The sequence below is a fragment of the Phenylobacterium sp. genome, assembly GCF_022402485.1.
Classification (GTDB): Bacteria; Pseudomonadota; Alphaproteobacteria; order Caulobacterales; family Caulobacteraceae; genus Phenylobacterium.
Genome location: NZ_JAKRSA010000025.1, coordinates 99,162 through 124,306 on the forward strand (window position 1 = coordinate 99,162; position 25,145 = coordinate 124,306).

Sequence of the window (25,145 nt, forward strand, 5' to 3'; positions counted from 1 at the left end):
ACCTAGCCTGCGGGACTTTAACGGGCCGTCAAAGCCCAGCTTCCGCATCGTCCTGACGACCCATTTCCCGGGCCAGCGCCAGCAGCGCCTGCCGGGCCCGAGGGCGCGCTATCACCCGATAGGCCTCCAGGATCTCCAGGGCCCCTGGGGTCATCAGGGCGGTGAAGGCCTCATCCGGAGGCGCGCTCTCATGGGCGTCCTGGCCCACCAGCCAGCTGACCGTGGTCTGGAGGGCGCGGCTGGCCGCCACCAAGGTCGAGCCGGAGATCCTGTTGGCACCGCGCTCGTACTTCTGGACCTGCTGAAAGGAGACCCCCAGCCGGTCGGCCAGGTCGGACTGGCTCATGTTCAAGGACCGGCGCCGGGCGCGGACCCGGGCGCCGATCGCCCGGTCGACGCCGTCGACCTCCGCTTTTGCATCCGGCTCCGTCAAGTTCATCTTCGGCTCCATATCGCCGCTCAACCTTTGAGCGACCCTTGCTATGAGCTTCATACGGATCACTCTGGGATATGGACGCAGGGCCCCGCATAGCGTGTAGTGGCGCTCTCCATTTGGGAGGAAGGATCATGGCCGATCAGGTTGAACTTCTGACCGCGCGGGAACGGGAGTGCCTGCGCTTGGTGGACCGTCATTTCAGCTCCAAGCAGATCGCCCGCGAGCTGGGGATGTCCAAGACCTCCGTCGACACCTATTGCGACCGCGCCCGACGTAAGCTGGGGGTCAGCGACCGCTACCACGCCGCTCGGCTGCTGGCCGATCACGAGCGTGAGTCCGGCGGGGCGGCTGTCCTGATCAGATCAGGACAGGACGCAGTCAGGACAGACGCCGGGCCGAGGCCATGGTCGGGTGGGGCCTCATCAGGAGGCGAGACCCATGAAGCACTGGAACGGCGAGGGCCGGAGAGCGTCGGTGAACCGCGCTCTGCACCTGAGACGCGAGATCGAGATCTTCGAGGAAAAGTGGCCGACGCCCTCTTCGCCGGTGGCGTTGATGCCGTCCTTCGCCTGGGATCAACTGGAGCGCCAGCTGACCGATCTGGCGGCCTCCCCGGTGCAGGCCGAGATGGTCACCCATCTGGTGTCGGCGACCCGCAAGCTCGCACCTTTCAAGCCCCCGGAAATGGTGATGCGAGAGATCCTCTGCCTCACTTGGGTGCTGCTGGACGAGAACTTCCACCGTGGCGATACGGCAGCAGCCACGACCTAGGCCCTGGCGCGCGGGTCAGCCTGATCCTCGCCATCGCCATCGGATCGGCCCTGGCTTTCGGGGGCGTCCTGGCGGGGCTTCAGGCGCTCACCGCCCTGGTCTGACGTCAGCTGGTCCGACGCCAAGTCCGACAACCCGACCACTTCCCTATCCCCCTTCGCAATCCCCCGGCCGATGCGCCGGCGGGAAGGAGACCCCCCATGCTCAAGCAACGCCGACTCTATGCCGACCAAGTGGCCGCCAGCCTGTTCGAGGCTGAGACCGCCATTGACGCCGCCCTGGCCAAGACCGCCGCCCTGGCGGGCGTTATGCCAGGCCTGAGAGCCCAGGCCGGTCTCTCGGCCTTGATTGGCCAGGAGGCCATGGAATGGACGAGCCGCTCCATCGTCGCCCTGGCAGAGGCCCGCAGGGCCGTGATCGAAGCGCATAAGGAACTCAGCCTGGCCCAGAAACAGATCGGCCTGGGGGCTGTCCTCTACGGGGATGGGGCGCCTAAGCCGGCCGAGCCGGTCCGCGGCCCTGCCCTGCGTGCGGTGAAGGATGCCAACGCCGCCTGAATCGAAAGGCCGATCTATCCCCATAAGCGGGAGGCCGGCGCCTATGCCAGGGCGTCGGCCTCTGCCACTTTGGCGGGCGCAAACCCGTGAAAGATCCCTGGCCTTGTACTTTGCCGTACTTCCGCAGCAGATCTGGTTCGTCGCCATGGTCCTGGTCTCGGGTGCCGCCCTCTGGCGGGGGGGCGTCCCTGAGCAGCGCGTGGCTGTGGCCAATGTGGCGGCCTGGTTCCTTACCCCCCTGGCCTATGACCGGGACGTGATTGGGCTGCAATGGGGGGTCCTTGGGGTCGACGCCCTGTTCCTGGCCTATCTGCTGTTTCTGGCCATGACCACGAACCGCCTGTGGCTGCTGTTTGCCGCCGCCTTCCAGCTGCTCGGCATCATGACCCATGTGGCCATGTGGGTGGACGAAGGGGTTCCGGCCTTGCCCTACCGCTGGGGTCTGGTGATCTGGAGCTACCTGATCCTGGCGAGCCTTGCGGTGGGTGCCTGGATTCACCGCCGTCAGCCGGCCAGGACGCTCGACCCGTCCGCCGAGACCCGGCGATAGATCAGGGCCTCGGCCAGATGGACCCGGCGCACCCGATCGGCCCCCTCAAGATCAGCGATGGTGCGGGCCAGGCGCAGGGTCCGCGTCCAGCCCCGAGCTGTCAGACCCGCCGCCTCAGCCGCCTTGGACAGCAGGGCCTGGGCCGAGGGCTCAAGCTGGGCCATGGTCTCCAGCCGCTCGCCGGAGGCCTGGGCATTGAGGGGTGCAGCGCTCTCGCCGGCCGTGAAGGCCCGGTCCAGCTGGATCGCCCGGGCCTGCGCCACCCGGGCTGAGGCCTCGGCCGTGCCCTGAGCCGGCGGGGGCAGGGCCATGTCGGCAGCGGTGACCGGCGGCACCTCCACCACGAGATCCATGCGGTCCATCATCGGGCCGGAGATCTTCCGCTGATAGTCGCTCTGGCACCGGGGCGCCCGGCCGCAGGCCCCGCGGCCAGGCCCGCCAAGTCCGCAGCGGCAGGGATTCATGGCCGCCACCAGCTGGAACCTTGCCGGATAGCGCACATGGGCATTGGCCCGGGCCACCACCACTTCGCCGGTCTCCAGGGGCTGGCGCAGGCTGTCCAGGGCCTGGGCGGAAAACTCCGGCAGTTCATCAAGAAACAGCACGCCGTTGTGGGCCAGGGAGATCTCGCCCGGCTTGGCCTTCAGACCGCCGCCGGTCAGGGCGGCCATGCTGGCGGAATGGTGCGGGGTGCGGAACGGCCGCTGGCGGGTGAGTTCGCCTTTGGCGATCAGCCCTGCCACCGAGTGGATCATGGAAGTTTCAAGAAGCTCGGCGGCGGACAGGGGCGGCAGCAGACCCGGCAGCCTTGCGGCCATCATCGACTTGCCCGACCCCGGCGGTCCCATGAACAGCAGATTGTGGCCTCCCGCGGCGGCGATCTCCAGGGCGCGCTTGGCATTCTCCTGTCCCTTCACGTCCCGCAGGTCCGGTGCACGCTCGCCCTCGACCACAGGGCCCGGCTGCGGCGGCGAAAGGATCTGAGTCCCGCGAAAGTGGTTCACCAGGGCGATGAGCGAGGGGGCCGCCAGAATACGGGTCTCCCCAGACCAGGCGGCTTCTGCGCCGCAGGCCTCAGGGCAGATCAGGCCAAGCTCCATGCCGCCCGCAGCCACAGCAGCCGGCAGGGCCCCAGCCACCTGAACGATCCGGCCGTCCAGGGATAACTCCCCCACCGCCGCCCATCCGCTCAGGGCGTCGGGGGGAACGATCCCCATGGCCGACATCACCGCAAGCGCAATGGGCAGGTCATAATGGCTGCCTTCCTTGGGAAGGTCGGCCGGGGCGAGATTGACGATGATGCGCCGGGCCGGCAGTGCCAGGCCTAGGCCCGCAAACGCCGCCCGCACCCGTTCGCGGCTCTCGGCCACGGCCTTGTCGCCGAGCCCCACCACCACGAAAGCCACCGCCCCACCGGTCAGCTGGACTTCAACATCCACCCGGCGCGCCTCGACCCCGTCGAAGGCCACCGTCACCACACCCACCATGGACGCGCCTCCCGCCCCAGACCCCGCTCGCCGCCGACAGGGGCGATTCTATCCACAGAGCCAAACCCGTTATGAGTTCAGATCACGAACAAAGATAGAACGCAACGGGAAGTTGGGCCAGATGCCAGATGCACGACCTGGGGGAAGGGCCATCCTATGCCCCAGCGCGGATCGATTCCACCTTGTCCCACATAAGATCGGCGGCGTTGATCCCGGTGAACTGCAGAAGTTGGCGGGCCCCAGTGGGCGAGGTGACATTGATCTCGGTGAGATAGTCGCCAATCACGTCGATGCCGACAAACAACAGGCCGCGAGCCTTCAATTCAGGCGCGATGATCTCGCAGAGCTCATGGTCCCGGGCCGTCAGTGCGACCGCCTCAGCCCGCCCTCCCACCCGCAGGTTTGAGCGGATCTGGCCGGCCCCCGGGACGCGGTTGATGGCACCGACGGGCTCGCCGTCCACCAGCAGGATTCGCTTATCCCCCTTGGTCACGGCCGGGATGAACTTCTGGGCGATCAACTGCTCGCGGCCGATCAGGGCGTGCAGCTCCAGGAGGGCGTCAAGATTGGGGTCATCGGCCAGCAGGCGGGCAACCCCAGAGCCGCCGCCGCCATAGAGCGGCTTCAGCACCATGTCCCCGTGTTCGGCCCGAAAGTCGTAGATGGCCTCGATGTCCGAAGTGATCAGAGTCGGCGGCTGAACCCCAGGGAAGCCCGTGACGAACAGCTTCTCCGGCGCATTGCGGACCTCCGTCGGGTTGTTCACCACCAGGGTCTTGGGGTGGACAGCGTCGAGAATGTGGGTGGCGGTGATATAGGCCATGTCGAAGGGGGGATCCTGGCGCAGCAGCACCACGTCCATCTCGGCCAGATCAACCCGCTCCCAATCCCCGAAGCTGGCATGGTCGCCCTTGACGTCCTGCACCTTGACCGCGCGCCCCCGGGCCATGGCCCGGCCGCTCTCGAGGGACAGCCGGTCGGGGGTATAGACCCACAGACTGTGCCCCCGGGCCTGGGCGCTGAGCATCATCAGGAAGGTCGTGTCCCCCGCGATGTTGATCGATTCAAGGGGGTCCATCTGGACAGCGACCTTCAGGGTCATGGCGTGCTCCCGGTTCAATTGCCGTTCCGACATAGGCGGCGGCGGCGGCGAGCGCCAGAGCTCCGCGGCCCTGGGTGCTCAGTTGAGCCTCAGCCGGACGCGCTCGCGCTGTACCCGGGCACCTAGGTCCGCGCCGTGGTCCAACTCACTGGCCCGAGCCAGAGCCTCCAGGGCGCCGGCCAGAGCGCCCTGGCCCTCCCGGGCGGTGGCGATATCCAGCCAGGGCCGGTGGTCATGGGGGTCCAGCAGGGCCCGACGCAGGGCCGCGCGCTCAGCACGGGGATAGTCGCCGGCGGCGGCGGCCCGGGCAAAGATGTTGTTCTGCAGCCGGATCAGCACGGCCCGTTCGGTGGCCGGCGCCATGAGAAGATCCAGCCGGTCGGCCACATTGGGGGTCAGCCCGGCATGCAAGGCCCGCCGGGTGAGTTCTGAGGGCAGCACCACCCGCCCCTCGCTGAAAGGGTCAAGGGCCAGAGGCCCCCCGGGGGTTTCGATCCGCAGCAGGAAGTGGCCTGGAAAATCCACCCCTCGGACATCCAGACCGCCGCTTCTGGCCACATGCAGGTAGAGAATACCCAAGGTGACCGGGAGGCCCTTTCGCCGCTGGGCCAGGGCGATGATGTCGGCATTGTCAGGGTGATCATAGGAGAGCAGGTCGCCAGATAGCCGCAGATCTCCGGCCATCGTCTCGGCCAGGGCTTCTTCCGGACTTTCCCGCCGCAGGCGGGCGGTCAACCGCTCAAGTCCGGCCGCTGCGAGGTCTCGCACCGGTTGCGGATCGCGGCCAGGATCCTCGTGAATGGCACAGGCAATGGCCGCCTCAATCAAGGGGAAGGTGGCGCCCGGGCCCAAGGCGCCGGCTCCCGCAATCATCTCTTCCGCTGCCTCGCGGGTCATGGCCGGGGCCTCACGTCCCATGCCAGGCGTCCGGGCGATGTTGCGGCAGACGACCAGGTGCCAGAGCGATCAGATCCAGCCGGACTGCCAAGGCCTTCAGGCGTGGCCTTGTGGCGGCCACCGCAGCTCCAGCGCGGCGCAGACGGTCGCGCTGCTCTGGCAGAACTGCGGCCAGGGCGTCCTCCAGGGCCTTGCGGCGCTTGACCTCAACCACGGCCAGAACACCGCCCTTCTGAGCCAACAGGTCGATCTCGCCCTGCCGGGTGCGCAGTCGAAAGCCCAGAATTCTGTAGCCCTTGAGCATGAGCCAGAGGGCGGCCCAGGCCTCGGCCCGACGACCGCTATGGCGGGCCGCAGTGCCCCGCAGTCGTCTCTGCCCACGCCGACCATGGCCAGGGTCAGGCTTCCGCATCGGCCTGTTCCGCCTTGAGTTCCAGGGCTCGGCGATAGAGCTCCCGCCGGGGCAGGCCCAGCGCCCGGGCCACTTCCCCTGCAGCCTCGGCGGGTTTCAGCCGGGCCAGGGCGTCGCGCAGGGCAAGGTCAGCGTCGGCCGCCGTCGCCTCCATTTCGCGGCCTGGGCCCACCAGGATGACGATCTCACCCTTGGGGGCCTGAAGGGTCGGATCAGCCGCCAGCACATCCAGGGGGCCGCGCACCACCGTCTCATAGAGCTTGGTGAGCTCGCGGCAGACCACCGCCTGACGGGACCCAAACACGTCTGCCATGTCCGCAAGGCTTTCCCCCAGACGTGAAGCGCCCTCGAAGAAGACCAGGGTGGCGCGCAGGCCCGCGACCTCCTGCAGGAACGTCCGCCGCGCCGCGCGCTTGGGAGGCGGGAAGCCGGCGAACAGGATCCGGTCCGAGGGCAGGCCGGCCACTGACAATCCAGCCAACAGGGCCGAGGCCCCGGGGATCGGATAGACCGGGAAGCCGGCGGCGGCGGCCTCGCGCACCATCCTATACCCAGGGTCAGAGATCAGCGGCGTTCCGGCATCGGAGACCAGCGCCACCCGTCCGCCCTGCTCCAGAACCGCCAGGGCCTTGGGCCTGGCCCGCTCTGCGGCGTGCTCGTCATGCCGCTCCATCTTCCCGGAAATCTTGAAGGCGGCCAGCAGCTTTCCGGTCACCCGGGTGTCCTCAGCCAGGATCAGGTCCGCGCCGGCCAATACATCCAGAGCGCGAAGCGTGATGTCGCGTAAATTTCCGATCGGCGTTGCGACGATATAGAGCCCCGGCGCAAGGGGGGCGGCGGACAGGGGCGGCGGGGCGACAGAATGGGCCATGAGGCAAGGGTTCGCCGGTCACAGCCTGCAAAGCAAGCCTGACCATCAGACCAACAGCTGGCGGGTCACATGGTCAAGCAGCAGCCGGCCCGCGGGGGTGGATCGCAACCTGAAATTGTCTTTTTGGAGCAAGCCAGCGTCTACAAGGGCTTGCACCCGGGGATGTTCCGGAGACAGCCCCAGCGGCGCCACTTCTGCGAAAGTGACCCCGGGCCAGACCCGCAAGCCGCTGAGCACACGTTCCTCGGCTGCTGAGATCGGGGATAGGGCCTCAAGCTCAGGGAAACCCCACCCCGATTCGGCCACTCGGGCGATATAGTCCGCCGGCCGCGCGAGGGCTTCGGTCGCCTGACGGACGCCACCAAGGGTGATCCGCCCATGGGCCCCAGGGCCGACCCCCACATAATCCACGCCCTGCCAGTAAACGAGATTGTGCCGGGATCGGGCGGCTAGACCCCGGGCGTGGTTGGACACCTCATAGGCCTCGAAACCCGCCGCCTCCAGAACCGCCTGGGTCGTCTCATAGAGGGCCGCGCCCACCGCTTCATCAGGGGGCGAGAACCGCCCCCGCCGCACGGCGCGGTCAAAGGCAGTACCGGCCTCTATGGTCAGCTGATAGGGAGACATGTGCTCGGCACCGGACTCCAGGGCTTCGGCCAGCTCCGCCGCCCAGGCGCCTGGCGTTTGGCCAGGCCGGGCATAGATCAGGTCGAGGGAAAGTCGCGGAAAGGTGCGGGCCGCCATGGCCAGGGCCCTTCGGGCGGCCGCGGCATCATGATCACGGCCCAGAAAGGCCAGGGCCGCGTCATCCAGGGCCTGCACCCCCAGGGACAGTCGCCCGATCCCCGCCTGGGCCAGGGCTGAGAACCGTTCAGCCTCGGCGTCGGTGGGATTGGCCTCCAGGCTGACCTCCAGATCCTGGGCCGGGGTCCAGAGACTTTGGGCCGCCGCCAGCACCTGCGCCACGGCCGCCGGATCCATCAGCGAAGGCGTGCCGCCGCCAAAGAACACAGAGACCAGGGTCCGGGGCCCGGTCAGGGCCGCCTGGGCGTGGAGATCATCCACGATGGCCTGGACAAGGGCAGCCTGCTCCTGCCGGCGCCCCCGATCACGATAGACGTTGAAGTCGCAATAGGGGCAGATCCGCGCGCAATAGGGCCAGTGGATATAGATCCCCAGGGGCGGCCCAGCCGAGGCCGGCGCGGCTTGGGTCAAAACAGGGCGGCCTTGAGCTTGGCGAAAGCCAAGGCCCGATGGCTCATGGCGTCCTTGGCCACAGGGTCCATCTCGCCAAAGGTCTCCCGCCCCCCCTCAGGCACAAAGATGGGGTCATAGCCAAAACCACGGTCGCCCCGCCGAGGGAACACCAGCCGGCCATCCAGTCGGCCCTCCACCACCAGGGCGGGCCCCTCATCGGGCCAGGCCACGGCCAGGGCGCAGGTGAAAAAGGCGCTGGCGTCCTCGCCGCCAACGGCTCTCAGTTCCCCCTCCACCCGGTCCATGGCGACACCGAAGTCCTTCCCCGGCCCCGCCCAGCGGGCCGACAACACGCCGGGCGCGCCGCCCAGGGCGCTCACGCTGAGACCGGAATCGTCGGCCAGAGCGATCAGACCTGAGCCCCGGGCGGCAGCGCGGGCTTTCAGCAGCGCATTGCCGACAAAGGTGGTTTCGGTCTCCTCGGGTTCCGGCAGCCCCAATTCCCCCGCCGTCACCAGCTCGAACCGATTTTCAAGAATGGCGGCGAGCTCACGGGCCTTGCCGGGATTGTGCGTCGCCACCACCAGTCTGGCGCCAGGTTCGAGCTTCAGGGCCATGGGCCATCCTTTCGTGCGAGCGGCCGAACATAGGGACGGCGCGAGGCCGGGGCAAACCGGCGAGGCGGAGGTCTGGCCGGCGTCAGGCCGATGACAGGATGTTCACTTCATTGCCTCGATTTAATATCGTTTTTCGATAATTTTCTTGATCGAAAAACGGCATGTCCGTATCGACTATCGACATGGAGCCGCGTCGCTCCACACCGGTGTCCTGCCCTCAGGCGCCTTCAATTTCAGGAGATTTCCCATGTCCAACTTCACCCCGATCAACGGCTTTGAACGTCTTGCCCTGGCGTTTGCCCTCTGTCTGGCCGTCCTGCCGATCGTCACCGTGGTCGCCGGCGTCGGCATCCTCTAATCTCGGGCGAAGATAGACGGGGCTAGAAGACCATGCGCGCTCTGGGGCCAGGCTCGGTGTCGAGCTTTCTGAAGATCATCCTCGACGTGGTCTATGTGGCCCTCTGGATCGGGGTGGGCGCCGTGGGTGCCCTGATGCTCCTGGCCTTGCTGTTCTCGTTCAATCCAGACCTCCTGGCCGACCTGGTGGTCACCGCCGGAGGGGAAGAGGTCAAGAACCGGGGGCCTGTGATGACCCTCGGCCTCCTGGCGGCGACGGTCTATATGGGTGGTGTTCTGGTGATCGTGGCGCAGCTGCGCAAGATCTTCGCCACCTTGACCGCCGGAGACCCTTTCCACCCCGAAAATGTCCGCCGCCTGCGGGTGGTGGGCCTGATTCTCGCAGGACTGGAGCTTGGCCGCTATGCCTTCTGGGTGTTGTCGCGGTCGATCCTGCCCGATGCGAACGCCGTCGAACCCAGCCTGAGCCTCACCGCATGGTTTTCCGTCCTGGTGGTCTTCGTGCTGGCCGAGGTGTTCCGTGAGGGTGCCCGCCTGCGCCGCGAAGCCGAACTGACCATCTGAGGAGCCGCTTTCCGTGCCCATCCGCGTGCTTCTTGACCGTGTCCTGCTGGAACGACGTATGTCCCTCACCGAACTGGCGGACCGGGTGGGCGTGACCATCGCCAACCTGTCGATCCTCAAGACCGGCAAGGCCCGGGCCGTTCGGTTCTCTACCCTGGCGGCCCTGTGCCGCGAGCTCGACTGTCAGCCCGGCGACCTGCTGCACTTTGAGCCCGGACCCGGGGATGAGGATTTCGAAGACGATTAAGTCGCCGGAACGGATTTATGTTGCATCGCCACAACACAACTCCGTGATCTTGCGGCGCACCCCTCAGTTTCTTGGTCGCCCCCGTTGCAGGGCAAAGACCCCCCGCCTATGTGCAATGCAACATTTTGCACTGCACAAAGGGGCAGAACATGTTTGCAGCGATCGAACGCTTCCTGGCGCTCTGGCTGGCGCCGCTGGCCAATGAACTGGCCCGCATGCCGCCTTCAGCCCAGCGCGACCTGCTGATCGGCCTCTAAGGGCGATCGTCCTTGAGGCCTCAGCAAGAGGTCTGAAATACACGAACGGCCGGAGGCGGAACGTCGCCTCCGGCCGTTTTTTCTTGGCTGAAACCGCTCAGCGGGCGACGGCGGCCAGCTGCAGCGCGAACAGCTCGTTGATCCCCTTGCGCGCGAGACCAAACAGGGCGTCGAACTCACCTTGGGTGAAGCCGCGCTTCTCGCCGGTGGCCTGGATCTCGACGATGTCGCCCGCCCCAGTCAGGACGAAATTGGCGTCGGCCTCGGCGTCGGAGTCTTCCTCGTAGTCGAGGTCCAGCACCGGGGTGTCTTGATGCACGCCACAGCTGACAGCCGCCACCTGGTCAAGGATCGGATCAGCGGTGATCACCCCTTCGTCCATCAGGTAGCGGGTGGCCAGACGCAGGGCGACCCAGGCGCCCGTGATGGACGCGGTACGGGTGCCGCCGTCGGCCTGGATCACGTCGCAGTCCAGCGAGATCTGACGCTCTCCGAGGGCCTTCATGTCGGTAACCGCGCGCAGGGACCGGCCGATCAGCCGCTGGATCTCCTGGGTGCGTCCCGACTGCTTGCCCTGGGCGGCCTCGCGGCGGCCCCGTGTGTGGGTGGCCCTGGGCAGCATGCCGTACTCCGCCGTCACCCAGCCCTGGCCCCGCCCGCGCAGGAAGGGGGGCACGCCCTCCTCCAGGCTGGCGGTCACCAGCACCTTGGTGTGGCCAAAGGTGACGAGGCATGAGCCTTCGGCATAGCGATTGACCCCGGTCTCCAGGGTAACGACGCGCAGCATATCGGGGGCGCGTTGCGAGGGGCGCATGGGGAGAACCTTTCCTGAGGTCGTCGGCGGCGTGGTATCTAAATCCACCGAGGCACCGCATCACTTGCGCGGCTGTGTCGGGGGCTTATCCTAAAACTTGAACCGCCCGTCCATGGGCCCCGGCAACAGGTGAAGGCTCCGGCCGCCAGATCGTGAACACACCACTGCTCTCCCGCGGGCCCACGCTCGCCGAACTGGACGAGCGGGCGCGCGACATCTTCCGCCGCATCGTCGAGAGCTACCTCGACACCGGCGATCCTGTCGGCTCACGAACCCTCTCCCGGGGCGGCGTCTCCCTGTCTCCGGCCTCGATCCGCAACACTATGCAGGACCTGACCCAGCTTGGGCTGCTGGGGGCGCCCCACTCCAGTGCCGGGCGGCTGCCCACCCATGCGGGCCTGCGCCTGTTTGTCGACGGCTTGCTGGAGGTCGGCGACATTGGCGAAGATGAGCGCCGGCTCATCGAAACCCGGCTGCGGGTCCAGGGTCGCAGCTTCGAAGAGGCCCTCAATGAGGCCAGTGTCCTGCTTTCGGGCCTGGCGGGCGGTGCCGGCGTGGTGGTCACCCCTGTGCGCGATGCGGAGGTCAAGCATGTGGAGTTCGTTGCCTTAGGCGGCGACCAGGCCCTGGCCATCATGGTCTTTGAGGACGGGACGGTGGAGAACCGCCTGATGGCGCTGGGCGTCGGGGTGACGCCCTCGTCCCTGCAGGAGGCCTCGAACTTCCTCAACACCCGCGCCCGGGGAAAAACCCTGGATGACGCCAGAAGCGAGATCAGCCAGGACCTCGACCGGGCCCGGCGGGAACTGGACCACAAGGCCGCCCGCCTGGTCGAAGATGGTCTGGCCGCCTGGGGCGGGGGCGACGGCGCCGACCGGGCGCTGATTGTCCGGGGCCGCGCCAACCTTCTGGGCGACCGTGACGCGCTCGAGGATCTCGAGCGGGTGCGGATGCTGTTCGACGATCTGGAGCAGAAAGAACAGCTGATCGGCCTGCTGGACGGGGTGCGTGAAGCCCAAGGGGTGCGCATCTTTATCGGCGCTGAAACCCGGCTGTTTTCGCTTTCGGGTTCCTCCGTGATCGCCGCGCCCTATATGACGGGGCGTCAAAAAGTTCTGGGGGCGATCGGCGTGATCGGCCCCACCCGCCTGAACTATGCCCGGATCATTCCGTTGGTGGATTACACCGCCAAGGTCCTGGGCCAGGTGATGAACACGTAAGGAAGTAGAGAATGTCCGACGATCACACGCCCGCTGAGACGGACGCCGTCGCTGATGCCGCCATCGAGATGATGGAGGCCCTGAAGGCCGAGAACGCCTCCCTGAAGGAACAGGTTCTGCGGTTCGCCGCCGAGGCGGAGAACACCAAGCGCCGGGCCGAGCGCGAGGCCAATGACGCCCGGGCCTATGCGATCCAGAAGTTCGCCCGAGACCTCCTGGGCGCGGCCGACAACCTGTCCCGGGCCACCGCAGCGGCACCGTCCAACCTCGATGATCCAGCTGTGAAGAACTTCGTGCTCGGCATCGAGATGACCGAAAAGGCCCTGCAGACGGCCTTTGAAAGCAATGGCCTGAAGAAGATTGAGCCCCCCCGGGGGGAGAAGTTTGATCCCCACAAGCACCAGGCCATGATGGAACAGCCGGCCCCCGATGTCGCCGCCGGCGGCGTGCTGCAGATCCTGCAGTCGGGCTACGAACTGTTTGGTCGCATCGTCCGTCCGGCCATGGTTGTGGTGGCGGCCAAGGGGTCTGGAGCTGATCTCGCTGCACCTCCGACAGAGACGGCGGCCGCCAACCCCTATGCCACCAGTGAGCCCGAGGAGGCCGGTGGGGCGGTGGACACGAAAGCCTGAGATCGATTGGGCACCCAACACCCCGCCAGGGCTTTCACAGGCGGGCCAAATGAGTAAAGTCCCAGGTCCCCTCCATCCGGGGGGCGCTGGCGAATCGTATCGCCGGCGCAGGGAGGTTCGGACGGAATCATGAAGCTGACGATCGAACGGGCGGCGCTCCTCAAGGCGCTGGGTCATGTGCAAAGTGCGGTCGAGCGCCGCAACACCATCCCGATCCTGTCCAATGTGCTGCTCTCAGCCGAGGGTCAGAGGCTGAGTTTTTCGGCCACGGACCTGGACCTGGAGATCACCGATGAGGCCATGGCCCAGGTGGACCAGCCTGGCCAGATCACCGCGCCCGCCCACACCCTCTATGAGATCGTCCGCAAGCTGCCTGAGGGTGCCGACGTCTCCTTGAGCTTCACCGGCGAAGACCCTCGCCTGACGGTTCAGGCCGGGCGTTCGCGCTTCAACCTGCCGGTCCTGCCGGCAGGAGATTTCCCCGTCATGTCCGCCGAGGGCCTGTCTGCCCGCATCGGCGTCGATGTGAACGAGCTGATCCGCCTGATCGACAAGACCCGGTTCGCCATTTCCACCGAGGAGACCCGCTACTATCTGAACGGGCTCTATCTGCACGTGGTCAATGACGGCGGGGTCCAGAAGCTGCGCGCTGTGGCCACCGACGGCCACCGCCTGGCCCTGGCCGAAATGCCGGCACCGGAAGGCTCGGTGGGCGCGCCTGGCGTCATCGTGCCCCGCAAGACCATTGGCGAAGCCCGTCGCCTGCTGGACGACGCCGGCGAGCAGATTGACCTGCAGCTTTCGCCGCAAAAGGTGCGCTTCGAGCTGGGCGGCGCGGCCCTCACCTCCAAGGTCATCGACGGCTCCTTCCCGGACTATGGCCGGGTGATCCCCAAGGATAACGACCGCATCCTGCGGGTGGACAACAAGCTGTTCGCCAAGGCCGTCGACCGGGTCGCCACCATTTCAGCCGAAAAAAGCCGTTCGGTGCGCATGGCCATTGAGCCTGGCCGCATCATCCTGACCGTCCGCAACATGGAGGCCGGCCAGGCCGTCGAAGAGATCGAGGCCGACTATTCCGGCGAGGCCTTCGAGCTGTCCTTCAACGCCCGCTACATCCTGGACGTCACCGACCAGATCACGGCGCCCGAGGCCGAGTTCCGCTTCGGCGGCCCCAATGATCCGGCCCTGGTCCTCGACCCCGCCGACAGCGACGTACAGTACGTCCTCATGCCCCTGCGGGTCTGAGGCTCAGACCACCTTGAGGCCCAGCCCGACCAGGCGCTGGGCCGCCTGGGGCTGTTGATCGCGGCGGGAGACTTCGCGCCCGTCGGCGAAACCGGCTAAGAGCTGCGGGTGCCCCGCGCTGTTCTCACCCGACTGACCCTCACCGACTTCCGTTCCTATGTCCGCGCCGAGCTGGCGATGGACGGGCGGCCTGTGGTGCTGGCCGGGCCCAATGGGGCGGGAAAGACCAATCTACTGGAAGCCGTCTCCCTGCTGACCGCCGGTCGGGGCCTGCGCGGCGCGGCCATGGCCGACTTCGGTCGGCGCCTGCCGGGCGAAGTGAAGGGCAGGGCCTGGGCTGTGGCGGCCGAAATCCTACTGGGCGACGAGACCCTGAAGGTCGGCACCGGGGTCGAGGCGGCCGGGGCGGCCCGTCGTACCGTGCGGCTGGAGGGCGAGACGGTGACCCCTGGCCGGTTGTCGGACCTGCAGCGCCAGGTCTGGCTGACGCCCGCCCAGGATCGCCTGTTTCTGGAGGGCGCGTCCGAGCGCCGTCGGTTCTTTGACCGCCTGGTCTATGCCGCGCGCCCCGACCACGCCGCCCAGGCCAGCGCCTATGAGAAGGCGCAGCGAGAGCGCATGCGCCTGCTGACCGATGGCCCCAACGATCCCGCCTGGCTGAGCGCCCTGGAGGCGCGGATGGGACTGGCGGGTGCCAGGATGGCCAGCGCCCGGGCCGCCACCCTTGTGGACCTGCAGGCGGAGATCGACAGTCGGGGCGAGCGGCCCTTCCCGCAGGCGCGGCTGGAGCTCACCGGCGAGTGGGAACAGATGGCGAAGGCGGGCGTTGAAACCCCCGAGATCGAGGGGCGGCTAGTCCAGGCCCTGGCCGCTGTCCGCGACCGCGACGCCAGCGCAGGCCGCGCGCTCACCGGCCCCCACCGAGGTGACCTGGCGGTCGTGCACCTGGAGAAAGACCGTCCGGCGGCGGAATGCTCCACGGGTGAGCAAAAGGCCCTGATCCTGAACCTGGTCCTGGCCCAGGCCGCGAGACTTTCGCGTGCAGAATCAGCGCCAAACCCTATATTGTTACTGGATGAAGTCGCAGCGCACCTGGATCGCCGTCGGCGAAAGGCCCTGTTTGACGAAATCGAGGCGCTCGGCCTGCAGGCCTTCCTGACCGGAACCGACGAGCACCTGTTCGAAGACCTTCGCGGCCGAGCCCAGGGCGTCCGGGTGGATGCTTCAGGCCTGGCCCTATTGGACGCGTAAGAAGAACCTCATGAGCGACGAGACCCAAGGCGCCGGCGACGCCCCCGAGAGCAACGGCCAGGCCGAGTATGGCGCGGAATCGATCAAGGTTCTGAAGGGCCTCGATGCCGTGCGGAAACGGCCGGGCATGTATATCGGTGACACCGACGACGGGTCTGGCCTGCACCACATGGTCTATGAGGTGGTGGACAACGCCATCGACGAAACCCTGGCCGGCTATGCCAGCCGGGTCGAGGTGATCCTCAATGGCGACGGGTCTGTGACCGTCACCGATGACGGCCGCGGTATCCCCGTGGACATGCACGAAGGCGAAGGGGTTTCCGCCGCCGAGGTCATCATGACCCAGCTGCATGCAGGCGGGAAGTTCGACCAGAACAGCTACAAGGTCTCCGGCGGCCTGCACGGGGTCGGCGTCTCGGTGGTCAACGCCCTGTCGGACTGGCTGAAGCTGAAGATCTATCGCGGCGGCAAGGCCTATGAGATCGAGTTCCGCCGGGGCGATACGGTTTCGCCCCTGGTGGAGACCGGGGTCGCCCCTATGCGGGAGAACGGCCTGCCGCTCTCGGGCACGGAGCTGACCTTCTATCCCTCGACCACCACCTTTGCCTTCATCGACTTCGACCGGAAGACCCTGGAACACCGCCTGCGGGAGTTGGCCTTCCTCAATTCAGGCGTCACCATCTGGCTGAAGGACTTCCGCGGGGCCGAGCCCTTCGAGGAGGTCATGTCCTATGCTGGCGGCATCGAGGCCTTTGTCCGCCACCTAGACAAGGCCAAGACACCGCTGATCCGCGACCCCATCGTCATTCGCGGTCGCCGCGAGAACGTCGAGATCGATCTGTCGCTCTGGTGGAACGACGGGTTCCACGAGAACGTACTCTGCTTCACCAACAACATTCCGCAGAAGGACGGCGGCACCCACCTGGCCGCCTTCCGCTCCGCCATGACCCGGCTGATCACCAGCTATGCGGAGAGCTCCGGCACCGCCAAGCGCGAGAAGGTCTCGCTGTCTGGGGAAGACGCCCGGGAAGGCCTGACCTGCGTCCTGTCGGTGAAGGTGCCTGATCCCAAGTTTTCATCCCAGACCAAGGACAAGCTGGTCTCCTCAGAAGTGCGCCCTGCCGTGGAAGGTCTGGTCTCCGAGGGCCTGTCCACCTGGTTCGAGGAACACCCCGCCGAAGCCAAGATCATCATCCAGAAGATCGCCGAGGCTGCCGCCGCCCGGGAGGCGGCCCGTAAGGCCCGGGACCTGACCCGCCGCAAGTCGGCGCTGGACATCACCTCCCTGCCCGGCAAGCTCGCCGACTGTTCGGAGAAGGATCCGGCCAAGTCTGAGATCTTCCTGGTGGAGGGCGACTCCGCCGGGGGTTCGGCCAAACAGGCTCGAAACCGGGAAAATCAGGCGGTCCTGCCCCTGCGCGGCAAGATCTTGAACGTCGAGCGGGCCCGCTTCGACAAGATGCTGTCATCGGACCAGATCGGCACCCTGATCACGGCACTGGGTGCTGGCATCGGCCGCGACGACTTCAACATCGACAAGGTCCGCTACCACAAGATCGTCATCATGACCGACGCCGACGTGGACGGCGCGCACATCCGCACCCTGTTGCTGACCTTCTTCTACCGGCAGATGCCGCAGGTCATTGAACGGGGCTACCTCTATATCGCCCAGCCGCCCCTCTATAAGGCGACCAAGGGCAAGTCGATCCGCTACCTGAAGGATGATCCCGAGCTTGAGGCCTTCCTGGTCAATGAGGGCGTCGACGGCGCAACCTTGACCCTGGCCAGCGGCGAGCGCCTGGCCGGACCTGATCTGCACGCCCTGGTGCAGACCGCCCGCGGCGCCAAAGCCAATGTGGATCGTCTGTCCTCCCGCGCCCCGGCCTTCGCCATCGAGCAGGCGGCCCTGGCCGGCCTGTTGGGGGAAAGCGGTGACCTGGAGGCCGCGGCCCAGCGCCTGAACCTCTATGCCGAAGAAGGCGATGGTCCCTGGAGCGGGGAGAGCGCCGCCACCGGCGGTTATGTCTTCAGCCGTGTTCGCCGGGGGGTCTCCGAGCGGGTGGTGCTGGATGACCTGCTGCTGAACGCCGCCGACGCCCTGCGCCTGGCCGAGCGGGCAGCGGCCATGGCCGAAACCTTCGCCGCCCCGGCCAGCTTCTCCCGACGGGACAAGGTGACCACGGTCCGCGGACCGCTGGACCTTTTCAATGCGGTCATGGAGGCCGGTCGTCGGGGCCTGGCCATCCAGCGCTATAAGGGTCTGGGGGAAATGAACCCCGATCAGCTGTGGGAGACCACCCTCGACGTGGAGGCCCGCACCCTCCTGCAGGTCAAGGTGGCCCATGCAGACGACGCCGACGGCATGTTCACCCGCCTAATGGGCGATCTGGTGGAGCCCCGCCGGGAGTTCATCCAGGAGAACGCCCTGGACGCCGAGGTGGACGTCTAGACCCTCCCAGGGCCTGGACAGGCCACGCCATCTCCTGAACTCTCTGGCCCTTGAGGAAACAAGAGCCGGAAACCGGCAGGGAGTTGGGCCATGGCTTTCACTGAATATGCCGAGCATGACGGGCTGGGCCTCGCCGCCCTGGTGGCCAAGGGGGAGGTCAGTCCCTCTGAGCTGGTCGAGGCGGCGATCGAGCGCATTGAACGCCATAATGGCGTCCTTAATGCCGTGGTCCACAAGGCCTATGACGAGGCCCGCGCCACAGCCGCAGGTGCCCTGCCCGATGGCCCGTTCAAGGGTGTGCCCTTCCTGATCAAGGACCTGGGTGCACAGGTGACGGGCTGGCCCCGCACCTCGGGCAGCCGGTTCGCCCAGGTGGCCGCCGACGACAGCGACAGCGAGCTGGTGGCCCGCTACAGGGCTTCGGGCGTCGTCCTGCTGGGCAAGTCCAATACGCCTGAGTTTGGCATTCCCGGCGTCACAAATTCCGACCAGCTCGGTGCCTGCCGGAACCCCTGGAACCCGGACCATATTTCCGGCGGCTCCTCTGGCGGGGCGGCCTCGGCGACCGCAGCGGGCATGGTGCCCCTGGCCCACGCCAGCGACGGTCTGGGTTCGATTCGCATTCCAGCAGCCTGCTGCGGCCTGTTCGGCATGAAAATCACCCGTGACCGCACCCCCATCTGCGAGGTGGTGGATGGTGCCCTGGGCTTCTCGGTGCACCATGTGGTCAGCCGAAGCGTGCGCGACTCCGCCGCCATGCTCGACGCCACCGGCTATCCCCAGGCTGGCGATCCCTTCCAGGCCCCGGCCAAGGCCGGACCCTATCTGGACGAGGTGGACAGGAGCCCTGGTCGACTGCGCATCGCCTGGTCGGCGGAGACCCCCAGCGGACGGCCCATCCCAGATGAGATGCTCGCCCACATGCTGCGCACGGTCGACCTGCTGAAGAGCCTGGGCCACGAAGTGTTCGAGCAGGGTCTGGGCATTGACTACCGTCAGCTCTACCGGGCCCAGAGCCTGGCCAGCGCATCCAACTTCTCGGCCAATGTGGCCCGTTGGGTGGAAAAACTCGGCCGGGAGCCAGGACCAGACGAACTGGGGCCCCTGGCCCGGCGCGGTTACGAGGCTGGGAAGCGGCTCAATGGCCAGCAAGCCTTCTGGGGGTTCCAGCAACTGCGGCTGCTGAACCGCCAGATCCTGTCGGCCTTTGAGGCCTTTGATGTCTACCTCACGCCGGTGATGAACACCCCGGCCCCGCGGATCGACTGGCTTGACCCAAACATGGACGACACCCGGGAGTTCGATAAGCGCCAGGCGTCCACCTATGGGACAACCCCACCGGCCAATTTCACCGGCCAGCCCTCCATGTCGGTTCCACTCTGGGAATCGGAAGGGGGCCTGCCCGTGGGCATGATGTTCACCGGTCGTTTCGCTGACGAAGCCACCCTCTATCGCCTGGCCGGCCAGCTGGAGAAGGAACAGCCCTGGGCGGGGCGGCGCCCGAAGCACTGGAACTGAGTTCGGCTCAAGGCGTGTGGAATCCTGACCGATCTGGCGGCAAGTGCCAGATCGGACCTGGGCTCTAGATCACCAGGCCGAGCTTGGCCAGCAGCAGGGCCACGCTTCCAAAAGCGACCACGGCAGCCAGTTCGTACCACTTGAAGAGTGGACCGCTTGGCGAGCGCATTCTCATCGTTTCCCCCCCGGGATGTTCGAATGTTGAGAGCCTTTCAGCTCAATAGTAGGGCGCAGGCGGGCGCTTGCCCGACCAGGTGAGGTAGCCGGCGGAGTCCCGACCTGCGGCCTGGACGGACGGGCCTGCACAACAGGGGCCAGATCCGCCGCCGCCAGCATGGGCGTAGCCCTGGGGCGGGGACACATAGCCTCCGTGCGCCCCATGGGACCGATGAATCAGCGGCACCGCCACAGGCGGCGGCGAATGCGCCGGGGCCGGCGACACGTGGGCGTATCGCTCATGGCCGTAGGTATGTCGGGTTCCCTGATAGGTGTCATGCCGCCGCACATAGCCGTCACGAATGACGGGCTCCGGTGCCGGCTGGACGACATAGCCCCCATGATGGCCAACAGGCTGATGGCTCTGATCGCCGTAGTCCACGGCCGGCGGCGGCACCGGATGATAGGTTGCTGGCTGCACTCGCGCCGGGCGATGGGCGTAGGCCTGCTCGGACCTCTGACGCGGGGGCCGGGACGGGGCTGCCGCAGGCGTTGCTGCGACCTGGGTTGGCGCGACCTCGGGACAGGCAGGGGCGGCGAGCGACGGACAGGCGCAACAGGCCGCGCCCAGAGCCTGAGGGGCCATGGCCTCGACCGCTGCAGGCAAGGCTTCAGCCGCCGGTGCCGCCTTCTCGGTAAAGGGGGGCAGGGGCGGCCGCTCGTCACAGGCGCTCAGCGCCAGGACGCCGGCCATGGCGGTGATGATTGGCGGCACAGGCCAAATGCGCATAGCGAGAACTCCCTCGCCCGCACGCTGCGCGTTTACACCTCGTTAACGCTGTAGGATTCTTCCCTGGCGCGAAGAAAGGTGGTCACCAAGGTATCATAGGAGGCGAACCCTTTGTAATTGCGGAACTCTGGGGTCGCCCCACGCCAGGCCTTGGCGAAGGCCGCCAGGCGCAATGGGTCCTCTGCCACCGTCTCGAGCGGCGCCCGCCAGATGCGGATGGTGAACAGCGCCCCGCCGGTCTCGGGAAGCCGGCGCAGGGTCTGACGCTCCACCCGCACATAGAGCGCCTGACCGGCGTCCTTGGGATCGATCTGGCTGATCTGGGCCCGGATGGGCGCAGAATCCGGCGTGTACAGGGCCTCAGAATTCAGCACCGTCCAATTGCGGCGCTCGAGGATCAGGCCGGGCCGCAGACCTCGGAAGATCCGCTCCAGCCGCCCTCCGAACCGCGGCGCGAAGCCGTCCACCGGGGCATGCAGCTCCGCCAGACTGAGGCCCAGGGCGTCCCGGGCGGTAAAGAAGCTCGGCGCACAAAGGCAAAGCGCACTCAGTCGCCAGACCCCGTCGCGCAGCTCCATCAAGCACAGGTCATCGGGAACTCGCCGCGCAGCCGCCATCAGAGGCGGCAGGCCCGCCTCATCCGACAAGGGACCCCGCACCTGGTCAATAAAGGCCAAAGCCTCGGCCTGCCCGGGCCGAGAGCCCTCGGTCTCGCCCCACACAATGTCCGGGTGGGCGGCGATCAAAGGGTCCTTGCGCTGGGCAGGGTCTGCCTCCCCGCCCTCCAGCCAGGCTGAGGCCGGAATGGGCCGCAGACCGATGGCAAAATCTCCGCCGGCCTCGGTCCAGGGACTGTGAGGCAGGCTCACGGCCGCCGCCCCAGGCGGGACACGACCAGCCAAAGGGCCACGGCCAGAGCCTCGCCGCTGAGATTGGCCAGGAGATCAGCCCACTCGCCCTGGCGGCCAAATCCCATGGTCGCCTGCGCCACCTCGACCCCGGCCCCCAGACTCGCGATTCCCATCAGCAGCGTCCAACGTGGGCCAAAGGCGAGGAGGCCCAGACCCGTGAGGACGAAATAGGCCAGGGCGTGACGCACCTTGTCGCCCCATAGCTCCGGAGCCAGGGTGGCTTCCGCAGGGGCCAGAGAGAGAAACAGGATCGCCAGCAGCCACAGGACAAAGGCCGCCGCCCCATAGCGGCGCGCCAAGGGGGAAAGCTCAGGCAAGGACGGACGTCGGGAACGCAGGACCATGGCCCTAGCTTGCATGTCAGCCCGGGCCTCTCCAGAACCATTTGTGCCCGATAGCGGTTTCACACCCTTCCGAAAATGCTCTAGCCTCGGGGTGTAAAACAGGCGTTTGAAGGACGGGGCTGATGGCGATCGAGGCGGTGATCTGGGACTTCGGCGGCGTCTTCACCTCCTCGCCCTTTGAGGCCTTCGCCCGGCACGAGGCGACCATCGGCGCGCCCAAGGATCACATTCGCCGGGTGAATGCGACCAACCCTGACACCAATGCCTGGGCCCTTTTTGAACGCAACGAGATCGACACCGCAGACTTTGACGCCCTGTTCCTAGCGGAATCTACGGCCCTGGGCTTTCCCATCCGCGGTGCCGATGTGCTGCCGCTGATCTCGGGATCAGTGCGGCCGCGCATGGTTGAGGCCCTGAAGCTCTGCAAGGCGCACTTCAAGGTCGGCTGCATCACCAACAATATGGTCAGCCACCACAGCCCCGGCGCGGACGGCAATCAGAAGCCCCGGGGCCTGATGGGAGAGATCATGCCCCTGTTCGACCATGTGATTGAGAGCTCCAAGGCCGGGGTGCGCAAGCCCGACCCGCGCATCTATCGGATGATGTGTGAGGCCCTGTCGGTGGAACCGGACGCCTGCGTCTATCTCGACGACCTTGGGGTCAACTGCAAACCCGCCGCCCAGCTGGGCATGAAGGCCATCAAGGTGGTGGACGTGGATCAGACCCTGGCCGAGCTTTCCGCCGCCACTGGCCTGACCTTCTCGGGTCGGGAGGCCGCCCAATGAGCCGACCCCAGCGTATGGACCTGGCCCTGACCCTGGCCCAGCTGCCCGCCTGGCGCGCCGGTGACGGCGAACGCGACACCCTGGTGCGGACCTTTACCTTTGCCGACTTCAACGCCGCCTTCGGCTTCATGAGCCGGGTGGCCCTGATGGCCGAGAAGCTCGACCATCATCCTGAGTGGTTCAATGTCTACAACCGCGTAGAGGTCACCCTGACCACCCATGACGCCGGCGGGGTGACGGAGCTTGATCTCCGCCTGGCGCGCTTCATGGATGAGATCGCCGCCGCCTGAGGCGATGGCGCAAAACCACAAAAGCTAGAGTTTCGGGGAGCAAAACAGATGAGCGGACGGGTCGCCGGCAAGAAGGCTTTCATCACCGGGGGCGCCCAGGGTCTGGGGGCTGCCATGGGCGCAGCGCTCGCTGCGGAGGGGGCCAAGGTCACCCTGGCCGATATCAACCTTGAGGGCGCCAAGGCCCAGGCCGCCGCGATCAACGCCGCCCACGGGTCTGAGGTCGCCTTCGCCCTGGCCCTGGACGTCACCCAGGAAGACCAGTGGATCGCTGCGCTGGCAGCAGCCGATGCGGCCATGGGCGGCCTGTCGGTGCTGATCAACAATGCCGGGATCAGCCGCAGCGGCGACATCGAGCAGTTGTCCTATGAGGACTGGAAGCTGGTGATGGACGTCAATGTGGACTCGGTATTCCTCGGGACCAAGCACGCCCTGAAATACATGCGCCAGCACCAGCCGGGCTCTATCATCAACATCAGCTCCATCGCGGGTCTGATCGCCGCCCACAACAGTCCGGTCTATAACGCTTCAAAGGCTGCGGTCTGGCTGTTGTCCAAGGGCATCGCCCTACACTGCGCCAAGCAGGGTCTGGATATCCGCTCCAATTCTATCCACCCGACCTTTATCGACACCCCGATCCTGGATCCGCTGCGTCAGCGGTTCGGCAAGGAAGTGGCCGAAGGCAAGCTGGCCCGTCAGGTGCCCCTTGGCCGGATCGGCGCCCCATCGGACATCGCCAATGCCGCCCTCTATCTGGCCTCCGATGAGAGCCGCTTCATGACCGGGGCTGAGCTCAAGCTCGATGGCGGTATCTCGGCCATGTGAGGCGCCGGCCTCAGTTCACCAGGATGGTGCCCAACAACAGGGTTGAGCCCGTCTTGGCCAGGACCCGGTCAGCGTCTCGCTGCAGCTGTCGGCCGAGATAGTCGGCGTCCGGCAGGGCGGCCGGCGCCAGGCCGGCGGCATAGACCCGCAGGGTCTGGGAAAAGGCGGCCCGCAGCCTGGGCTGGGACAGCTCGGCCAGTTCCCGGAGCTTGGCGTCGGGAATGTCCAGGCCGGCCTCCACCGTGAGAACGGCGCGCCGTCCCCGCTCTCCGGCCACTGTGGCGGTCAGGGCCTGGAGCTGGAGGAAGCTGGCTCCCCCACCCTTTTTCTTGTCGCCCCCCTTGGGAGCGGCCGTGGCGGAGCCCGCGGCAAGGGCGGCAAGGCCGCCGAGCAGGACGGGCAGGGCGAGACGCAGGCGTTGAATCTGTTCCATACGCGTCGGTGTGCCGCATTCATGGTTAGCGGTCTCTTTACGCGGGCGGTCGAAGACTGCGGCTAAGATTCGCATGGACCGCATCGGAGGCCGCCTTGGGCCGTTTCGCGCCAGACACCCTCGACCTCGACGGCAAGGTGATCCTTGTCACCGGCGGCACCGGCTCCTTCGGCCGCCGCTTCATCGACACGGTGCTCAGCCGCGCCGCGCCACGAAAGCTCATCGTCTACAGCCGCGATGAGCTCAAGCAGCATGACATGCAGATCGACATGGCTGAGCGCTTCGGTCCCGAAGACATGGCGCGCATGCGGTTCTTCCTGGGGGATGTCCGTGATCGGGAGCGTCTGACCCTGGCCCTTCGGGGGGTGGACATCGTCATTCACGCTGCGGCTCTGAAGCAGGTGCCGGCGGCAGAGTACAATCCCTCGGAGTGCATCCACACCAATGTGCTGGGTGCCGAAAACGTGGTCTGGGCCTGCCTGACCAATCGGGTGAAGAAAGTGGTGGCCCTGTCCACCGACAAGGCCTGCAACCCGGTCAACCTCTATGGTGCCACCAAGCTCGCCTCGGACAAGACCTTCGTCGCCGCCAACAACCTGGCAGGGGACATCGGCACCCGCTTCTCCGTGGTCCGCTATGGCAATGTTGTCGGCTCCCGGGGGTCGGTGGCACCGCTGTTCCAGCGCCTGCTGGATCGGGGTGCACAGGAACTGCCGATCACCGATCCCCGGATGACCCGCTTCCTGATCACCCTCGACGAGGGGGTGGACTTCGTCCTGTCCTCCCTGGACATCATGCGCGGGGGCGAGATCTTCGTGCCCAAGATCCCGTCGACCAAGATCGTCGACCTGGCGGAGGCCATGGCACCGGGCCTGCCGCACAAGGTGGTCGGCATCCGGCCGGGGGAAAAGCTGCACGAAATGATGATCTCGGCTGACGACGCCCGCTCCACCGTCGATCTGGGCGATCGCTACGCCATTGAGCCCGCCTTTGTGGAGTATGCCCGGGCGCCCTTCGCCACCACCCATAGCGTGGTCGCCGAAGACTTCTCCTATGCCAGCGACACCAATGAGGACTGGCTGACGGGCCCAGGCCTGCTGGCCTTACTGGACGAGGCACCCCAGGCCCGTCGCCGTCGCGCCACAGACTGAGGACCC

Annotated in this window: 28 protein-coding genes and 1 pseudogene; 16 read left to right on the forward strand and 13 right to left on the reverse strand. The window is 66.8% G+C overall.

Going from position 1 to position 25,145, the window contains the following annotated elements; genetic code table 11:
- Nucleotides 1–28: 28 nt before the first annotated feature.
- Nucleotides 29–439 carry a helix-turn-helix domain-containing protein gene (locus tag MH112_RS10420; RefSeq protein WP_296567435.1) on the reverse strand — a complete coding sequence of 137 codons (411 nt, stop codon included), beginning with the start codon at nucleotides 437–439 and terminating at the stop codon, nucleotides 29–31.
- Nucleotides 440–567: 128 nt separating this feature from the next.
- Between MH112_RS10420 and MH112_RS14970 the strand changes: the two are divergent.
- The 4 genes and pseudogenes from MH112_RS14970 to MH112_RS10435 form a co-directional block, all read left to right on the forward strand.
- Nucleotides 568–738: pseudogene (locus MH112_RS14970) on the forward strand (helix-turn-helix transcriptional regulator); the annotation flags it as partial.
- 136 nt (nucleotides 739–874) lie between these two features.
- Nucleotides 875–1,207, forward strand: coding sequence for a hypothetical protein (locus MH112_RS10425; protein WP_296567438.1), 333 nt, complete (start codon nucleotides 875–877; stop codon nucleotides 1,205–1,207).
- Nucleotides 1,208–1,407: 200 nt separating this feature from the next.
- Complete coding sequence (locus tag MH112_RS10430; protein WP_296567441.1) at nucleotides 1,408–1,764, forward strand: hypothetical protein; 357 nt, start codon at nucleotides 1,408–1,410, stop codon at nucleotides 1,762–1,764.
- A 103-nt stretch (nucleotides 1,765–1,867) separates the two neighbouring features.
- Nucleotides 1,868–2,314 carry a hypothetical protein gene (locus MH112_RS10435; protein ID WP_296567444.1) on the forward strand — a complete coding sequence of 149 codons (447 nt, stop codon included), beginning with the start codon at nucleotides 1,868–1,870 and terminating at the stop codon, nucleotides 2,312–2,314.
- Here MH112_RS10435 and MH112_RS10440 read toward each other — a convergent pair.
- The 7 genes from MH112_RS10440 to MH112_RS10470 form a co-directional block, all read right to left on the reverse strand.
- Nucleotides 2,269–3,801, reverse strand: a complete 1,533-nt coding sequence (locus MH112_RS10440; RefSeq protein WP_296567446.1) for a YifB family Mg chelatase-like AAA ATPase — start codon at nucleotides 3,799–3,801, stop codon at nucleotides 2,269–2,271. The two genes, MH112_RS10435 and MH112_RS10440, sit on opposite strands and share 46 nt — an antisense overlap.
- 154 nt (nucleotides 3,802–3,955) lie before the next feature.
- Complete coding sequence (gshB, locus tag MH112_RS10445; RefSeq protein WP_296567448.1) at nucleotides 3,956–4,903, reverse strand: glutathione synthase; 948 nt, start codon at nucleotides 4,901–4,903, stop codon at nucleotides 3,956–3,958.
- A 78-nt stretch (nucleotides 4,904–4,981) separates the two neighbouring features.
- Nucleotides 4,982–5,800, reverse strand: coding sequence for a transglutaminase family protein (locus MH112_RS10450; protein WP_296567573.1), 819 nt, complete (start codon nucleotides 5,798–5,800; stop codon nucleotides 4,982–4,984).
- Between the two features lie 10 nt (nucleotides 5,801–5,810).
- A complete protein-coding gene (locus MH112_RS10455; protein WP_296567450.1) occupies nucleotides 5,811–6,212 on the reverse strand; it encodes a YraN family protein in 402 nt (133 codons plus the stop codon).
- Nucleotides 6,199–7,083 carry a 16S rRNA (cytidine(1402)-2'-O)-methyltransferase gene (gene rsmI / locus MH112_RS10460; protein WP_296567452.1) on the reverse strand — a complete coding sequence of 295 codons (885 nt, stop codon included), beginning with the start codon at nucleotides 7,081–7,083 and terminating at the stop codon, nucleotides 6,199–6,201. The genes MH112_RS10455 and rsmI overlap by 14 nt, the downstream gene beginning before the upstream one ends.
- A gap of 45 nt (nucleotides 7,084–7,128) precedes the next feature.
- Nucleotides 7,129–8,298, reverse strand: a complete 1,170-nt coding sequence (gene hemW / locus MH112_RS10465; RefSeq protein WP_296567454.1) for a radical SAM family heme chaperone HemW — start codon at nucleotides 8,296–8,298, stop codon at nucleotides 7,129–7,131.
- Nucleotides 8,295–8,897, reverse strand: a complete 603-nt coding sequence (locus MH112_RS10470; protein ID WP_296567456.1) for a non-canonical purine NTP pyrophosphatase — start codon at nucleotides 8,895–8,897, stop codon at nucleotides 8,295–8,297. The genes hemW and MH112_RS10470 overlap by 4 nt, the downstream gene beginning before the upstream one ends.
- A 390-nt stretch (nucleotides 8,898–9,287) precedes the next feature.
- Between MH112_RS10470 and MH112_RS10475 the strand changes: the two genes are divergently transcribed.
- Together MH112_RS10475 and MH112_RS10480 are read left to right on the forward strand one after the other, a co-directional pair.
- Complete coding sequence (locus MH112_RS10475) at nucleotides 9,288–9,818, forward strand: DUF2975 domain-containing protein (RefSeq protein WP_296567458.1); 531 nt, start codon at nucleotides 9,288–9,290, stop codon at nucleotides 9,816–9,818.
- A gap of 13 nt (nucleotides 9,819–9,831) precedes the next feature.
- Nucleotides 9,832–10,065, forward strand: a complete 234-nt coding sequence (locus MH112_RS10480; protein ID WP_296567461.1) for a helix-turn-helix transcriptional regulator — start codon at nucleotides 9,832–9,834, stop codon at nucleotides 10,063–10,065.
- Nucleotides 10,066–10,419: 354 nt separating this feature from the next.
- Here MH112_RS10480 and rph read toward each other — a convergent pair whose 3' ends face one another.
- The gene (rph, locus tag MH112_RS10485; RefSeq protein WP_296567463.1) at nucleotides 10,420–11,136 is read right to left on the reverse strand and encodes a ribonuclease PH; all 717 of its coding nucleotides are present in this window, start codon (nucleotides 11,134–11,136) and stop codon (nucleotides 10,420–10,422) included.
- 152 nt (nucleotides 11,137–11,288) lie between these two features.
- Here rph and hrcA point away from each other — a divergent pair, with 152 nt between their 5' ends.
- The 6 genes from hrcA (at nucleotide 11,289) to MH112_RS10515 (ending at nucleotide 19,454) form a co-directional block, all read left to right on the forward strand.
- Nucleotides 11,289–12,356, forward strand: a complete 1,068-nt coding sequence (gene hrcA / locus MH112_RS10490) for a heat-inducible transcriptional repressor HrcA (RefSeq protein ID WP_296567467.1) — start codon at nucleotides 11,289–11,291, stop codon at nucleotides 12,354–12,356.
- A gap of 11 nt (nucleotides 12,357–12,367) precedes the next feature.
- Nucleotides 12,368–12,988: a nucleotide exchange factor GrpE gene (gene grpE / locus MH112_RS10495; RefSeq protein WP_296567469.1), complete on the forward strand. Its 621-nt coding sequence runs from the start codon at nucleotides 12,368–12,370 to the stop codon at nucleotides 12,986–12,988.
- Nucleotides 12,989–13,117: 129 nt separating this feature from the next.
- Nucleotides 13,118–14,236: a DNA polymerase III subunit beta gene (gene dnaN, locus MH112_RS10500; protein ID WP_296567472.1), complete on the forward strand. Its 1,119-nt coding sequence runs from the start codon at nucleotides 13,118–13,120 to the stop codon at nucleotides 14,234–14,236.
- A gap of 108 nt (nucleotides 14,237–14,344) precedes the next feature.
- Nucleotides 14,345–15,487, forward strand: a complete 1,143-nt coding sequence (gene recF, locus MH112_RS10505; RefSeq protein ID WP_296567495.1) for a DNA replication/repair protein RecF — start codon at nucleotides 14,345–14,347, stop codon at nucleotides 15,485–15,487.
- Between the two features lie 10 nt (nucleotides 15,488–15,497).
- Nucleotides 15,498–17,936 (forward strand): DNA topoisomerase (ATP-hydrolyzing) subunit B, encoded by a 2,439-nt coding sequence (gyrB, locus tag MH112_RS10510; RefSeq protein WP_296567497.1) that lies wholly within the window; start codon nucleotides 15,498–15,500, stop codon nucleotides 17,934–17,936.
- Between the two features lie 90 nt (nucleotides 17,937–18,026).
- A complete protein-coding gene (locus MH112_RS10515) occupies nucleotides 18,027–19,454 on the forward strand; it encodes an amidase (protein WP_296567499.1) in 1,428 nt (475 codons plus the stop codon).
- A 217-nt stretch (nucleotides 19,455–19,671) separates the two neighbouring features.
- Here MH112_RS10515 and MH112_RS10520 read toward each other — a convergent pair whose 3' ends face one another.
- From MH112_RS10520 to MH112_RS10530, 3 genes are read right to left on the reverse strand one after another with little or no spacing between them, the layout of a single operon-like run.
- Entirely contained in the window at nucleotides 19,672–20,400 is a 729-nt protein-coding gene (locus MH112_RS10520; protein ID WP_296567502.1) for a hypothetical protein, read from the reverse strand.
- Nucleotides 20,401–20,432: 32 nt separating this feature from the next.
- Entirely contained in the window at nucleotides 20,433–21,269 is an 837-nt protein-coding gene (locus MH112_RS10525) for a DUF3445 domain-containing protein (RefSeq protein WP_296567504.1), read from the reverse strand.
- Nucleotides 21,266–21,655, reverse strand: a complete 390-nt coding sequence (locus MH112_RS10530) for a hypothetical protein (RefSeq protein ID WP_296567506.1) — start codon at nucleotides 21,653–21,655, stop codon at nucleotides 21,266–21,268. Before MH112_RS10530 ends, MH112_RS10525 begins: the two co-directional genes overlap by 4 nt.
- A gap of 122 nt (nucleotides 21,656–21,777) precedes the next feature.
- Between MH112_RS10530 and MH112_RS10535 the strand changes: the two genes are divergently transcribed.
- From MH112_RS10535 to MH112_RS10545, 3 genes are read left to right on the forward strand one after another with little or no spacing between them, the layout of a single operon-like run.
- On the forward strand, nucleotides 21,778–22,440 hold the full coding sequence (locus MH112_RS10535) for an HAD-IA family hydrolase (RefSeq protein WP_296567508.1): 663 nt from the start codon (nucleotides 21,778–21,780) through the stop codon (nucleotides 22,438–22,440).
- The gene (locus MH112_RS10540) at nucleotides 22,437–22,730 is read left to right on the forward strand and encodes a 4a-hydroxytetrahydrobiopterin dehydratase (RefSeq protein ID WP_296567510.1); all 294 of its coding nucleotides are present in this window, start codon (nucleotides 22,437–22,439) and stop codon (nucleotides 22,728–22,730) included. The genes MH112_RS10535 and MH112_RS10540 overlap by 4 nt, the downstream gene beginning before the upstream one ends.
- A gap of 48 nt (nucleotides 22,731–22,778) precedes the next feature.
- Complete coding sequence (locus MH112_RS10545; protein ID WP_296567512.1) at nucleotides 22,779–23,555, forward strand: SDR family oxidoreductase; 777 nt, start codon at nucleotides 22,779–22,781, stop codon at nucleotides 23,553–23,555.
- Nucleotides 23,556–23,565: 10 nt separating this feature from the next.
- Here MH112_RS10545 and MH112_RS10550 read toward each other — a convergent pair whose 3' ends face one another.
- Nucleotides 23,566–23,988, reverse strand: a complete 423-nt coding sequence (locus tag MH112_RS10550) for a hypothetical protein (RefSeq protein WP_296567515.1) — start codon at nucleotides 23,986–23,988, stop codon at nucleotides 23,566–23,568.
- A 95-nt stretch (nucleotides 23,989–24,083) separates the two neighbouring features.
- Between MH112_RS10550 and pseB the strand changes: the two genes are divergently transcribed.
- Nucleotides 24,084–25,139: a UDP-N-acetylglucosamine 4,6-dehydratase (inverting) gene (pseB, locus tag MH112_RS10555; RefSeq protein WP_296567517.1), complete on the forward strand. Its 1,056-nt coding sequence runs from the start codon at nucleotides 24,084–24,086 to the stop codon at nucleotides 25,137–25,139.
- Nucleotides 25,140–25,145: the final 6 nt, after the last annotated feature.